Here is a 14,356-nt window from a genome sequence, read left to right on the forward strand (position 1 = left end):
CGCGGACAGTGTCAGGATCCGGCACCGAAGCGCAGCAGCACCTTGCCCGACACCGACGGATCGCTCGCCACACCGAAGGCCTCCGCCGCGTCCGCCGCATCGAACATGTGCGTCACGATGCCGTGCACGTCGAGCGACCCGTCCGAGAGGGCCTGCAGCACCTCATCGATCTCGTCCGTGAACCGGTACGACCCGACCATTTCGAGCTCCCGCGTGATGACGAGCGACAGCAGGGCGGGCTGCTCGCCGGCGGGCAGCATACCGACTAGGACGACGCGTCCACCGCGGGTGGCTCCGCGCACCGCGGAGGACAGTCCCGCCGCGGTACCCGACGATTCGATCACCGCGTCGGCATCGATCTCGCTGAGGGTCTGCGCATCGGGGGCGAGCAGCACGCGGGTCGCCCCCGCCGCGCGGGCGGCGGCCAGGCGCCGCTCGTGCACGTCGACCGCCACGATCTCGGCCGCGCCGGCCCGTTGTGCCGCGGCGATCACGAGGGCGCCGATGGGTCCGCAGCCGATCACGAGCACCCGCCCGCCCGCGATGCGTCCGGCGCGGGCGATCGCGTGCAGGGCCACGCCGGCGGGTTCGGCCAGTGCGGCCGCCTCGAACGCGACCCCGGCCGGGATGGCCCGCAGCATCCTCGAGTCGAGCATGACGGCGTCGGCGAACGCGCCCTGGGTGTGCGGCACGTGCGCGGCGCTGCCGAGGTAAGTGCACCCGGGGGAGAGGTTGGGCCGGTCGAGCGGATAGCGGGCGCCGTTTCCCGGGCCGGGGGTCGCCGGATGCACCGCCACCCTGGTGCCGGCAACCGGTCCGCTCCCGTCGGCCGCGGCAGTGCGCACCACGCCGACCACCTCGTGGCCGAGGACGAGCGGCGCCCGGAGCACGGACTCGCCCGCCGCGCCGTGCGACACGTAGTGCAGGTCGGAGCCGCAGATGCCGCCGAAGGCGATGTCGACGATGGCTTGATCGTTCGCCGGCCGACCGAGCGGGCGGGATTCCACCCGCAGGTCGCACGCGGCGTGCACGACCACCGCGGTCACCCTTTCGTCAGCATGCCCGGGAGTTCGCGCGGCCGCGGGGTCGGCTGCGGCCGGCCCGGTCGCGGGGGAGGGGTCCGGCGTCATGGTGCTCCGATCGGGTATGGCATCGAGATGTGTTCAGACGACCGCGGTCATGCCGCCGTCGACGTAGATGACCTGGCCGTTCACGAAGTCGGACGCGCCGGAGGCGAGGTACACGAGCGTGCCCACGAGCTCCTCCGTGCGTCCCCACCGGCCGGCCGGGGTGCGTTCGCTCACCCACCGGCTGAAGTCCACGTCGTCCACCAACGCGCGCGTGAGTTCGGTGGCGAAGTAACCGGGCGCGAGCGCATTCACCTGGATGCCGCGCGGGCCGAGGTCGGCGCACATGCCCTTCGTGAGCATCGCGATTCCGCCTTTGGTGGCGGCGTACGGGGCGATGTTCGCGCGCCCGAGCTGAGACTGCACCGACCCGATGTTGATGATCTTGCCGGCACCGCGCTCGACCATGCCGCGGGAGACGCGGCGACCCACGAGGAACGCACTGGTCAGGTTGGTGGCGACCAGGTCGTGCCAGTCGTCGAGCTCGAAGTCGGGGAAGAAGGCCCGCCGCTGGATGCCCGCGTTGTTGACGAGGATGTCGATCGGGCCGCCGTCGCGCTCGAGCCGGTCGATTGCCGCGTCGACCTGGTCGGCATCGGTCACGTCGAAGGTGATCGCCGCGACGTCCGCTCCGGTTCGCGCGGCGATGTCCTTCCGCACATGATCGAGCGTCCCGGCATCCCGGCCGTGCACCACCACGCTCGCGCCGTGCTGGGCGAGGCCTCGGGCGAGTTCCCGGCCGATGCCGCGGCTCGACCCGGTGATGAGGGCGCGTCGACCGGTGAGGTCGAAGAGGTTCGCCATTCCGCTCCTCCCGCTCCGTTGCCGTCGCCGTCTCCGTTGCCGTCGCCGTTGGCGTTGCCCGCCACGGCACAGTGCGGTCCAGCGTAGCCCTGCTCCGGTTCCCCGCCCTTCCGCGACCGGCGCCGCCTCGACCGGGCGCGAGCCCGACCGGGCCCGCGCAGCCGATGCCGGGCTCGGCCATATTTCGTCATAGAAGCCGATGCGCGCCCGTCCGGCTCTACGGTGATTCGAAACACGCGACCTCGCGTGCGGAGCGACAGCCGAGCCCGGCACCCGCCCACCCGACTCGATAGTGAGAACGGAGGGTTCCCCCGTGCAGCTGAATCCCGGTCCGCACGAAACCGGAGCACCGAATGCGGCGCCGCCGAGTGCGGACGCGCCGAGCGCAGCAACGGATGCCGCAGCGCCGCCGAGTGCCGCGGCGCCGAACGCCACGGCACCGCCGGGCGCCGCGGCGCCGTCCGGTCACGACGCACCGCGGGTGCCGTTCTCCTTCGAGTTGTACCCGCCCCGCACCCCGGCCGGGGAGCACGAGCTGCTGCGCACGGTCGACGAGCTCGCCGCCGCGGGGCCGGAGTTCATTTCCGTGACCTTCGGCGCGGGTGGATCGTCCCGGGTGTCGTCGCTCAACATCCTGCGCTACATCCGAGAGCACACGGCAGCCCGCCCCCTCGCCCACCTCACCTGCGTGGGCCTCACCCTGCCCGAGGCGAACCGCCTGGTGCGGGAGTTCCTCGATGCCGGAATCACCAGCTTCCTGGCCCTCCGCGGCGACATCCCCGAGGGGTCAACCGAGGCCGAGGCGTTCGCCGGTGGCATCTCCACCGCTGCCGAACTCGTGCAACTCATCCACCGCGTGCAGGTGGAGCGCATCCCCTACGTCGCGGCCGCCGTGCCCGGGGTGCCGCACGCCCGGCGCGTGACCATGCAGCGCCGGCGCGTGTCGGTGGCCGTCGCCGCCTTTCCCAACGGCCACCCGAACTCGCGATCCACGAGCCAGGACATCGACACCCTGCTGGCCAAGGAGGCGGCGGGCGCCACCCTCGCCATCACCCAGCTGTTCTTCCATGCCGGCGACTACTTCCGGTTCGTCGAGCGCGCCCGGGCCGGTGGGGTGACCATCCCGATCCTGCCCGGCATCATGCCGGTGACGAGCCCCGGGCGCCTCCGCCGCATCCTGGAGCTCACCGGGGAAGAACTGCCCGCCGATCTGGGTATCGCGCTCGATGTGGAACCGACCGACTCCGGCCGCCAGCGCATCGGCGTGGAATTCGCCGTGCAGCTGTGCGACGACCTGATCGCCGGAGGCGCGCCAGGGTTGCACCTCTACGCCCTGAACCGCTCCGACACCGTGCTCGCGGTGCTCGCCGAGCTCGCCGGGTGCGGCGTCCGCCCGCCTCCCGCTCCCGCTGGACTCAGCGCCCCGACCCCTCCCCGTTCCGTTCCCCATCTCACAGGAAGCTTTCGATCATGACCCACCCCGCATTCCCGTCCGGCACCATCCTCGGCTACCCCCGCATCGGCCCCGACCGCGAGCTGAAGAAGGCGCTCGAGTCGTTCTGGTCGGGTGCCACCTCCGCGGCGCAGCTCGAGCGGGCCGCCGCCGAGCTCCGCCGCGCCACCCGCGAACGGCTGGTGGAGCTCGGCCTCGGCGCCGAGGACTCGTCCATCCCCGAGGCGCACTCGTTCTACGACCAGGTGCTCGACCAGGCCGTCACCGTCGGCGCCGTGCCGTCCCGCTTCGCCGACCTCGTAATCGACGGGACACTGGATCTCGCCGGGTACTCGACCCTCGCCCGCGGTGAGGGAGACCGGGCGCCGCTCGAGATGACCAAGTGGTTCGACACGAACTACCACTACCTGGTGCCCGAGATCGGTCCGGACACCGTCTTCTCCCTCGCGAGCACGCGGCGGGTGGACGAGGTGATCGAGGCTCGCGAGCAGGGCTTCCGCACCCGTCCGGTGCTGGTCGGGCCGGTCACCTTCCTCGCGCTGTCGAAGGCGAGCGACGAGGCCCCCGCGGGATACTCGCCGCTCGACCGCCTCGCCGACCTGCTGCCCGTGTACGCCGACCTGCTCGCTCGGCTCGCCGCGGCGGGCGCGGACTGGGTGCAGCTCGACGAGCCTGCTCTCGTCTCCGAATCGCTCCCGGTCGACCGCGCAGTGCTTCTCGCGGCGACCGAAACGGCGTACCGAGTGCTCGGGAACGCACCGGTGGGGAGCGAACGGCCCGCCATCCTCGTCTCCGCCCCCTACGGTGACCTCGGCGATGCGCTCGACGTGCTCGCCGCGAGCGAGGTGGAGGCCATCGGACTCGACCTCGTGAAGGGGGACCTGCCCCGACCGGTGCCGGGGCTCGGGAACAAGGTGCTGGTCGGCGGGGTGCTCGACGGTCACAACGTGTGGCGCGGCGACCTCGACCGTGCCCTCGGACTGCTCGACGAGCTCCGGTCGCTGTCGCCCCGCGTGGCGGCGTCGCCGTCCACCTCGCTGTTTCATCTGCCGCACGACGTCACCGGCGAGACCGACCTGCCCGAGCGGCTGCGCGGCTGGCTCGCGTTCGCCGACCAGAAGGTGGGCCAGGTCGCCACGCTCGCCCGCGCACTGACGGAGGGTCGCGACGCCGTCGCCGCGGAACTCGACGCGGCGACGGCGGCGCTCGCTGACCGGCGGGACGCCGAGGGTGTGCGGGTCGACGCGGTCCGCGCGCGTTCGGCGTCGCTCACCGAGGGTGATCGCCGGCGTGGCGCCGCCCCCGACCGCGCCGCCGCGCAGGAGGCCGCGCTCGGCCTGCCGCTCCTGCCCACCACCACCATCGGATCGTTCCCGCAAACGGCGGACATCCGGCGCGCACGCGCCCAGGCGGCCCGGGGAACGCTGTCGGCCGCGGACTACGAGGCGCGCATGCGCGCGGAGATCGCCGAGGTGGTGCGGCTGCAGGAGGAGATCGGGCTCGACGTGCTGGTGCACGGCGAGCCGGAGCGCAACGACATGGTGCAGTACTTCGCCGAGAATCTCGAAGGATTCGCCGTGACCCGGAACGGCTGGGTGCAGTCCTACGGCAGTCGCTGCACGCGTCCGTCGATCCTCTGGGGCGACGTGCACCGGGCGGCGCCGATCACCGTTCCGTGGTCGGCCTACGCCGCCTCGCTCACCGCCAAGCCGGTGAAGGGCATGCTCACGGGACCCGTCACCATCCTCGCCTGGTCGTTCGTACGGGACGACCAGCCGCTCGCCACCACCGCCGATCAGGTGGCTCTCGCCCTGCGCGACGAGATCGCGGATCTCGAGCAGGCCGGCATCTCGATCATCCAGGTGGACGAGCCGGCACTGCGCGAGTTGCTGCCCTTGAAGATCGCCGACCAGGACGACTACCTCGACTGGTCGGTGGGGGCCTTCCGCCTCGCCACGTCGGGAGCCCGGGATGCGACCCAGATCCACACGCACCTCTGCTACTCGGAGTTCGGCGTGGTCATCGACGCGATCGACCAGCTGGACGCCGACGTCACGAGCATCGAGGCGGCCCGGTCGCGCATGGACGTGGTGACGGACATCGAGCGGGTCGGATTCTCGCGCGGCATCGGACCCGGTGTGTACGACATCCATTCGCCGCGGGTTCCCGATGTCGCCGAGGTCACGGAGCTCATCGGCATCGCGCTGGGGGGCATCCCGGCCCGCCAGCTGTGGATCAATCCCGACTGCGGACTGAAGACCCGCGGGTACGACGAGACGATCGCGTCGCTGAGGAACGTGGTGCAGGCCACCGCCGCGGTGCGGGAGCGGACCGTTATTCCGGCCTGATCGGGGCTTGCACGGGCTCGGTGCCGGTCGACGGGACGCTGGGGCGGGGGCGCGGGGGAGGGGGCGCCGCAGGCGGTGCCGCGGAACGTGCCCCCCGAACTGGGGGACAGGCGGATGGGGACAAACCGCTCTGTCTGTCCCCTTTCTCCGCTACTGTCGATCTCACACCGCTTCCCCCCCAATCGGTGCGAAACACCGCGAGACCCGAACTCGCGGTTGGAGTCACGAATCCCCCGTCGTGACTGCCGCAATGCTGCGGGCCGTTGACCCGAATCCGGCCCGCAGCGCGGCTCCTCCCTCTCTCCGTCGCCGTTGCGGTCGCGGTCGCCACACGGTCGCTGAGCCTGTCGAAGCGACGTTCGCGTCCTTCGTGTCCCTTCGACAGGCTCAGGGACCGTGGGGGTGCGTGTGTTCGACCGGTACGGTCGCTGAGCTTGTCGAAGCGACGTTCGCAGCCTTCCCGTCCCTTCGACAGGCTCAGGGACCGTGGACGTGCGATTGTTCGACCGGTACGGTCGCTGAGCTTGTCGAAGCGACGTTCGCGTCCTTCGTGTCCCTTCGACAGGCTCAGGGACCGTGGGGGTGCGACGTTCGCGTTCCTCCTGTCCCTTCGACAGGTTCAGGGACCGTGGGGGTGCGACGCTCGCGTGCCTCCCGTCCCTTCGACAGGCTCAGGGACCGTGGGGGTGCGAGGTTCGCGTGCCTCCCGTCCCTTCGACAGGCTCAGGGACCGTGGGGGTGCGACGCTCGCGTGCCTCCCGTCCCTTCGACGGGCTCAGGGACCGTGGGATGGGACGTTCGCGTGGACCGCCGGGTCGCAGGGGGCGTCGTTAGGCTGGCAGCATGAAAATCATCCTCGTACTTCTCGCCATCTGGCTCCTGTTCTCCATCCTCGGCCTGGTCATCGAGGGCCTGCTCTGGCTCGCCGTCATCGGCATCGTGCTCGCCGCCGCGACCGTGATCTGGGGTATGGTCAAGCGCAAGAGCCGCGCCCACTGAGCCGCGCATAACCGCGCACATCGCGCGCGGGGGCCTTTTCCCGTAGCGGGAATCGCCCCCGAAGGTGGGACTGAGAGGATCCCCCACGCTCCAGTAGCGTGAGGGATGAGCATGCGGTGATCGAATTGCCGCTCTCGGGCGGTGCCGCAGACCGGGGGGTCGGGCGTCGCTCCTTTTCCGTTCCAGGGGGGCGTGACGATGCGCAATGCGGTCGTGCGATCGGTAACGAAATACAAGGCATTCCTCGCGAATGTGCTGGTGGCGACCTTCGTGTCGGGGATGTTCGTCGCACCGATGGCGATGCCCGACCGGGTGCTCGCGGGTACCTATGAGAACGGCTCATCGGCCATCGCCCTCGACGGCTCGTGGTCCACGGTCTCGTCGGGATACGACAGCGGCGGCTCGCATTCCCGCATGGACAGCGCGGGCGGCGCCGAGTTGTCCTTCACGGGAACCGGCGTGCGGTGGATAGCCCGCACGAACGGCTACGCCGGCATGGCGGACGTCTACCTCGACGGCACTCTGGTGCAGACGGTGGACCTGTACACGAAGTCCGCCGTGTACCGATCGATCGTCTTCGACTCCGGTGACCTCACCCCGGGCGATCACACCCTGCGCATCGAGCGCAAAGGCGTCAAGAACACCGCCTCCACGGGCACCAACATCTTCCTCGACAGCATCGTCGTGAACGACGCACCCGTGCTCTCGGGTGTCTACGAGAACGGCTCCGCACCGCTCGTGATGTCCGGGCCCTGGTTCACGGTGACCTCCGGGTCCGACAGCGGGGGATCGCACGCCCGCATCAGCTCCGCAGGCGCGGCCGATCTCCGCTTCTCCGGAACGAGCGTGCGCTGGACGGCACGCACCACCAGCTACGCGGGCATCGCCGACGTCTACATCGACGGCGCGCTGGCGAAGTCGGTCGACCTGTACTCCGCGACCGCCGGATACCGGGTGGTCGTCTTCGACTCCGGTCCGCTCGAGCGGGGCGAGCACAGCATCCGCGTGCAGTACACGGGCAACAAGAACCCCGCGTCCACGGGCCGGAACATCTTCCTCGACGGGATCGTGGTGCTCGACGCGCCGGTGGAAGCCGGCACGTACGAAGACGGCGACAAGGCCATGACCCTGACCGGATCGTGGTCGACCGTCGCCTCGGGCTACGACAGCGGCGGCTCCTACGGACGGCTAAGTGGAGTCGGATCGGCGCAGCTCAAGTTCACCGGTACGAGCGTGCGCTGGATCTCCCGCACCAACAACTATGCGGGCATGGCCACCGTGCACGTCGACGGCAAGCAAGTTGCCACGGTGGACCTCTACTCGGCCACCACCGCCTACCGCGCCGTCGTGTTCGATTCCGGCACGCTCGTGCCGGGGGAGCACACGATCCGCATCGAGCCGACCGGTACGCGCAATTCGGCATCCACCGGCGCCGGCGTCTTCCTCGACAGCATCGTGGTGAAGGACACGCCCGTGCCCGAGGGCACCCACGAGAACGGCACCCCGTCGATCGTGCTCGGCGGCCCCTGGTACACGGTTCCCTCCAGCTACGACAGCGGCGGAAGCCACACCCGTCTCGACGCCCCCGGCACCGCCGAACTGCGGTTCGCCGGCACCAGCGTGCGCTGGATTTCCCGCACGAACAGCTACGCGGGCACCGCCACCGTGTCGATCGACGGCCTCCGGATGGCGACGGTCGACCTGTACTCGAAGACCGCCGCCTATCGTGCGACGGTGTTCGACTCCGGGCCTCTCGATCGCGGCGAGCACACCCTCCGCATCGAGTACACCGGCCTCAAGAACCCCGCTTCCACCGGCAAGAACATCTACCTCGACAGCGTGGTCGTCGCGGATGCACCCGCGGCGATCGGCACGCACGAGGACGGTTCCGCGGTGATCGCGGCGGCGGGCAGCTGGTCCACCGTCGCCTCCGGCAACGACAGCGGGGGAAGCCACGCACGCCTCAGCAGCTCGGGCTCGGCGCAACTGAAGTTCGACGGCACCAGCGTGAAGTGGGTGTCGCGCACCAACGACTACGCCGGCATCGCGAACGTGTACGTCGACGGCGTCAAGGTCAGAACGGTGGATCTCTACTCGGCATCCCCGGTCTTCCAGGCCGTGGTCTTCGACTCCGGGGTGCTCGACCCCGGCGAGCACACCATCCGCATCGAGCGGAGCGGAACGCGCAACCCCGCCTCCACCGGCACGAGCATCTTCCTCGACGCGTTCGTGGTGTCGAACGCGCTCGCCGCGGTGATCACCGACGCCCACGCGTCCGGCACCTATGACAGCGAATCGGAGGCGATCGCCTACAGCCGAACCTGGCGCAGCGTGAGCTCCTACCTCGACTACGGGGGCTCCTACAAGGTCAGCGGTGACGGTCTCGCATCGGCGCGATTCGACTTCGAGGGCACCGGTATCCGATGGGTCACCCGCACGAACCACTACTCCGGCATCGCGAAGGTCTACCTCGACGGTCAGTACGTGCGCGATGTGGATCTCTACACCGCCACCCGCACGGACCAGAACGTGGTCTTCGAGCGGACCGGTCTCGCGCAGGGTCCGCATTCCCTCGTGATCGAGCGCACCGGTGCGAAGAGCGCCGCGTCCACCGGCCGTGACGTCTCGGTCGACGCGTTCGTCGTGACCGACAGCACCGCGCCGGATGCGCCCGCCGCGCCGTCGCTCGTTCCCGAGCGCAAGGGCATCAGGGTCGACTGGACGCCCTCGCCGGCGTCCGACCTCACCGAGTACCGGCTCTACCGGGCGGGGGTGAACGGTTCGTACTCGGTGCTGCACACCTTCCCGCCCGCGGAACGCTCCATCCTCGACGTCGGACTGACGGCGAACGCCGCATACTCCTACCGGCTCACCGCCGTCGACTCGAGCGGCAACGAGTCCGCACCATCGCGGGTGGCGTCGGCGGCCGCGCCCGCCGCGGCACCGGTGTCCGCCGGACGGTACGCAAGCTGCCCGACCGCCACCGTGCGCGTCAGCACCAACCGGGAGTTCACGGCGGCCCTGGCGGGCGCCACCGCCGGTGACGTGATCGTGCTGGCCCCCGGCACGTACGGCGCGAACTTCGACCTCACGGCATCCGGCACCGCGGGCAAGCCGATCTGGATCTGCGGATCCCGCTCGGTGGTGCTCGACGGGGGTGACCACCGTGCCGGCTACGGATTCCAGCTGACCGGGTCGTCGAACGTGGTGCTCACCGGGATGAGCATCCGCAACGTGAAGAAGGGCGTCATGGTCGTGAAGGGCTCGGCCGTCACCGTCTCCGACCTCTCGGTGTCCACCATCGGTGAGGAGGCGATCCACCTCCGCACCAACACGACCGACAGCTTCGTGGTCGGCAACACCATCACCCGCACCGGACTGCACACACCCGAGTACGGCGAAGGCGTGTACGTGGGGACGGACCCGTCGAACTGGTGCGCCTTCTCGGCCTGCCAACCCGACCGCAGCAACCGCAACTCGGTGCTGTCGAACGTGATCAGCGCGACTACGGCAGAGGGCATCGAGGCGAAGCCGGGTACCGAGGGTGGCTGGCTGCGCGGTAACACCATCGACGGATCCGCCCTGAACACGGCGTTCGCCTGGTCGTGGATCTCGGTCAGCGGCAACGACTACATCGTCGAGGGCAACGTCGGCACTAACTCGCCCGAAGACGGCATCAAGTCGGTCGAGGTGTCGACGGTGCCCGGATGGGGCAGGAACAACGTATTCGTCGCCAACTCCGCGACCAACGTCAATGGTGCCTTCTACGGGGTGCGGATCACCACGAAGGGCACCGGCGCCATCGTCGGCTGCGACAACACCCTCTCGGGCGCCGGCGCCGGTGTGACGAACGTTCCCTGCCAGAAGTAGCGCCGCCGCCGCCCGCTCCCGTCATCCTGTGGTGGCGGCGGGCGCAGGCGGGGCGCGAGTCCCTCAGGGAACGACGCGGACGCCGTCCTTCCAGACCGCGCGGGTGAGCGGAACGCCGGGGCGGTAGGCGAGCGACGCGACCGAGGGCGCGTCGAGCACCTGGAGGTCGGCGCGCGCGCCGACGCCGAGGTGCCCCACCGAGCCCGGCCCGGATGCGCGGCGCAGGGCCGTCGCACCACCGAGGGTCGCGGCGCGCACCGCCTCCTCGACGCTCAGCCCCATCTGCAGCACGGCGGTCGTCACGGCGAACGGCATCGACGTCGTGTACGACGTGCCCGGATTGCAGTTGCTCGCGAGGGCGATCGTGGCACCCGCATCGAGCAGGGCGCGGGCCGGCCCGAACGGCTGGCGGGTGCAGAGGTCGCAGGCCGGCAGCAGGGTGGCGACCGTGGTCGAGGAGGCGAGGGCGTCGATGTCGGCGTCGTCGAGGTGGTTGCAGTGGTCCACACTGGCCGCGCCGAGCTCCACCGCGAGCCGTGCACCCGGGCCGGAGCCGAGCTGGTTGCCGTGCACCCGCAACCCGAGTCCCGCAGCGGCGCCCACGGTGAGCACGCGGCGGGCCGCGTGGTCGTCGAACGCGCCCCGCTCGACGAACACGTCGATCCAGGACACGTGCGGACGCACCGCCTCGAGCATCGGTCCCGTCACCAGGTCGACGTACTCGGCGGTTTCTGCCCCCTCCGGCACCACGTGCGCGCCGAGGAACGTCACATCGTCGGCGACCTCGGCCGCGATGCGCGCGGATCGCAACTCGTTCTGCACGTCGAGGCCGTAGCCCGTCTTCGTCTCGAGCCACGTGGTGCCCGCGGCGAGAGCCTCGGCCCTCAACCGCCGCACGGTTCCACGCAACTCCTCGTCGGTGGCGGCGCGCGTGGCGCGCACCGTGGACTGGATGCCACCGGCGGTGTACGGCGCACCGGTCAGGCGCGCCTCGAACTCGGCGGTGCGGTCGCCCGCGAAGACGAGGTGGCTGTGCGAGTCCACCCAACCGGGAAGCACGGCGCGCCCCTGCACGGAGGTGACGGTGTCCGCGGCGGGCGCGTGCCGTCGGTCACCCAGCCAGGCGACGCGTCCTGCCTCGATCACGAGGGCGGCGTCGCGGCGTCGCGCACGGTCGGGCTCGTTACCCGTGAGTTCACCGATGTCGGTGATCAGTTCGCTGGTCATTACTCGATTCCGTTCATCGCGTCGAACTCGGCGAGCACCGCGGCGTACGCGGCGGACAGGTCGTCGCGCGCCCGCGCATCCACCCGGCGCCCGCCCACGTAGACGGCGAGTATGTCGGCCGCGGTCGCGCTGAGCACCAGCTGCTCCGGTGCCGAGCCCACGGTGCGCACGGATGCCGCGTCGAGCTCGACGAGGTCGAGCGGTTCGCCCACGCCGAGGGTCCCGCGACCGAGGCCCAACGAGCGGTACCCGGCGCCGGTGCCCGCGACGAGGAGGTCGGCCGGCGAGAACCTGCCCCGGCGACCGGATCCGAGGCGTTCCCCGGCCTCCAGCCCCCGAAGCTCGAGGAGCGGGTCGATGACGGCGTTCTGGTCGGAGCCGATCGCGATCGTGCACCCCGCCGCGGCGAGGTCGACCGCCGGGCCGATGCCGTCGCCGAGGTCCGCCTCGGTGGTCGGGCACATCACCACGGTCACGCCGGCCCGGCCGAGCGCGGCGATGTCGTCGGCGGTGAGATGGGTGGCGTGCACCACGGAGAGTCGCGGGCCGAGCGCACCGAGCGCGTCGAGTACCGCGGTGGGGGTGATGCCGTAGGCGGCGCGCACGTCGTCGTTCTCCCGCGGCTGCTCGGAGAGGTGCATGTGCAGCGGCACCTCGGCGGGGAGGCCCGCGAGCACCGCCGCGATCGCATCGGGGTGCACCGCCCGGAGGGAGTGGATCGCCGCACCGAGCGTCGCGAGCCCGCTCGGTGAGGCGGCGCGGACGCGGTCGCGAAGCGCGTGCCAACGATCGAGCCAGGCGGCGGCGCTGCCGTCGCCGAAGCGGCGTTGCGCGGCGGAGAGCGGCGTGCCGATGCCGCCGTCGAGGTAGCAGGTGTCGAGCAGGGTGAGTCGGATCCCCACCTCCTCGGCGGCCGAGACGAGCGCGAGTTCCATGTCGTGGTCGGGGTACGGGCTGCCGTCGGGCCGGTGGTGCACGTAGGTGAACTCGCCGACCGCCGTGAATCCGCTCGCCACCATCTCCCGGAACACCGCGACGGCGAGGCGCCGGTACCGGTCGGGCGTGAGTGCGCCGGCCGCGTCGTACATCCGCTCGCGCCACGCCCAGAAGTCGCCGCCATCGCCGTGCGTGCGGCCGCGCAGCACCCGGTGGAACAGGTGCGAATGCGCGTTCGCGAACCCCGGCACGGCGGTGCTCACGCGCACATCGGATGCGTGCGCGGGCACACCGACCTCGTGTGCGGTGATCATCCCACGCTCATCGGCGCGCACCCGCACACCGGAGCGCAGCTCGTCCCCGACGAGGAGGCGCTCGCACCAGAACGAGATCACAGCAGGTCCCGCAGCACGGTGACGAGTGCGGCCACCCCGGCCTCGCAGTCGTCGTCGGTCGCGCCCTCCTCGGGTGCGTGCGAGACGCCCGTCGGGTTCCGCACGAACAGCATGGCCGTCGGCACCAGTGACGCGAGGATGCCGGCGTCGTGTCCGGCACCCGTGGGGAGCACGGGCGCACCGCCGAGCACCGCCGACATCCGGTCGCGCAGGGCGGGATCGAACACGACCTCCCCGCCGTACGACTCCTCGACGATCTCGATCTCGCAGCCCTCACGTGCGGCGGCGTCCCGGGCAGCGACCCCGATGTCGGCGACCGCGGCGCGCGTGTCCTCGTCGTTCGAGCCGCGCACGTCGAGCCAGGCGGTCACCTGCGACGGGATCACGTTCGTGCCGCCCGGCACCGGCTCGATGCGGCCGAAGGTGGCGCGCACGGTCGGGCTCGCCGCGGCCACCGTTCGTGCGGAGAGGATGGCCTCGGCGGCCACGACCATCGGGTCTCGGCGGTCGGCGATCGCGGTGGTGCCCGCATGGTTGCCCTGACCGCGCACGCGCACCCGCCAGCGACCGTGCGCGAGGATGCTCGACGCCACGCCGATCGCGGCGCCCGCATTCACAAGACCGATGCCCTGCTCCACGTGCAGCTCGACGAAGACACCGATCCGTCCGAGCGCCTCCCGGTCGACCCCGAGGTGCGCCACGTCGAGGCCGAAGGCGGCGGCCCGGTCGGCGAAGGTGCCGCCGTCGGCGTCGGTGAGCGCGGCGGCACGCTCCGGCGCGATCGCGCCCGACAGCAGCCGGGAGCCGAGGCAGGCGACCCCGAACCGGGATCCCTCCTCCTCGGCGAAGACGACGACCGCGAACGGCCGACCGGGCGTCACCCCGTCGGCCTGCAGGGCGGCGACCGCGGCGAGGGCGCTCACCACGCCGAGGGGGCCGTCGAGCGCGCCGCCACCGGGCACCGAGTCGAGGTGGCTGCCGGTGATCACCGCGTCGGGGCCGGGCGCGCCCCACCACGCCCAGATGTTCCCGTTCCGGTCGGTCTCCAGGCCGAGGCCGAGGGCGCTCGCGCGCTCGGTGAACCACTCCCGCAGCTCCCGCTCCGCGGGGTCGAACACATGCCGCGAGTACCCGCCGCGGTGCGCGTCACGACCGACCCCATCGATCTCGCGCAGCAGCGTCGTCGCGGATCGCATC

At 71.3% G+C, this 14,356-nt stretch carries 9 protein-coding genes; 4 read left to right on the top strand and 5 right to left on the bottom strand.

Features of this window, described 5'->3' with window-relative positions:
• Positions 1-11 precede the first annotated feature (11 nt).
• Together EY822_RS09470 and EY822_RS09475 are read right to left on the bottom strand one after the other, a co-directional pair.
• Positions 12-1,130 carry a zinc-binding dehydrogenase gene (locus EY822_RS09470; RefSeq protein WP_150308045.1) on the bottom strand — a complete coding sequence of 373 codons (1,119 nt, stop codon included), beginning with the start codon at positions 1,128-1,130 and terminating at the stop codon, positions 12-14.
• 33 nt (positions 1,131-1,163) lie between these two features.
• Positions 1,164-1,931 (bottom strand): SDR family oxidoreductase, encoded by a 768-nt coding sequence (locus tag EY822_RS09475; protein WP_150308046.1) that lies wholly within the window; start codon positions 1,929-1,931, stop codon positions 1,164-1,166.
• Between the two features lie 313 nt (positions 1,932-2,244).
• Here EY822_RS09475 and EY822_RS09480 point away from each other — a divergent pair, with 313 nt between their 5' ends.
• The 4 genes from EY822_RS09480 to EY822_RS09490 all read left to right on the top strand — a co-directional run bounded on the left by EY822_RS09480 (position 2,245) and on the right by EY822_RS09490 (position 10,601).
• On the top strand, positions 2,245-3,405 hold the full coding sequence (locus tag EY822_RS09480) for a methylenetetrahydrofolate reductase (protein ID WP_227497166.1): 1,161 nt from the start codon (positions 2,245-2,247) through the stop codon (positions 3,403-3,405).
• The gene (metE, locus tag EY822_RS09485) at positions 3,402-5,732 is read left to right on the top strand and encodes a 5-methyltetrahydropteroyltriglutamate--homocysteine S-methyltransferase (protein ID WP_150308047.1); all 2,331 of its coding nucleotides are present in this window, start codon (positions 3,402-3,404) and stop codon (positions 5,730-5,732) included. The genes EY822_RS09480 and metE overlap by 4 nt, the downstream gene beginning before the upstream one ends.
• Before the next feature lie 843 nt (positions 5,733-6,575).
• On the top strand, positions 6,576-6,731 hold the full coding sequence (locus EY822_RS15435; protein WP_227497167.1) for a hypothetical protein: 156 nt from the start codon (positions 6,576-6,578) through the stop codon (positions 6,729-6,731).
• A 213-nt stretch (positions 6,732-6,944) separates the two neighbouring features.
• A complete protein-coding gene (locus EY822_RS09490; RefSeq protein ID WP_150308048.1) occupies positions 6,945-10,601 on the top strand; it encodes a right-handed parallel beta-helix repeat-containing protein in 3,657 nt (1,218 codons plus the stop codon).
• A 63-nt stretch (positions 10,602-10,664) separates the two neighbouring features.
• On the opposite strand, the gene hutI is transcribed toward EY822_RS09490, so the two are convergent.
• Genes hutI through EY822_RS09505 form a run of 3 tightly spaced genes read right to left on the bottom strand, consistent with a single transcriptional unit; the run spans position 10,665 to position 14,355 of the window.
• On the bottom strand, positions 10,665-11,828 hold the full coding sequence (hutI, locus tag EY822_RS09495) for an imidazolonepropionase (RefSeq protein ID WP_150308049.1): 1,164 nt from the start codon (positions 11,826-11,828) through the stop codon (positions 10,665-10,667).
• On the bottom strand, positions 11,828-13,159 hold the full coding sequence (locus tag EY822_RS09500; RefSeq protein WP_227497168.1) for a formimidoylglutamate deiminase: 1,332 nt from the start codon (positions 13,157-13,159) through the stop codon (positions 11,828-11,830). Before EY822_RS09500 ends, hutI begins: the two co-directional genes overlap by 1 nt.
• Positions 13,156-14,355 carry an allantoate amidohydrolase gene (locus EY822_RS09505; protein WP_150308863.1) on the bottom strand — a complete coding sequence of 400 codons (1,200 nt, stop codon included), beginning with the start codon at positions 14,353-14,355 and terminating at the stop codon, positions 13,156-13,158. The genes EY822_RS09500 and EY822_RS09505 overlap by 4 nt, the downstream gene beginning before the upstream one ends.
• Position 14,356: the final 1 nt, after the last annotated feature.

It is taken from the genome of Planctomonas psychrotolerans (assembly GCF_008642235.1).
In the GTDB taxonomy this organism is placed as follows: domain Bacteria; phylum Actinomycetota; class Actinomycetes; order Actinomycetales; family Microbacteriaceae; genus Planctomonas; species Planctomonas psychrotolerans.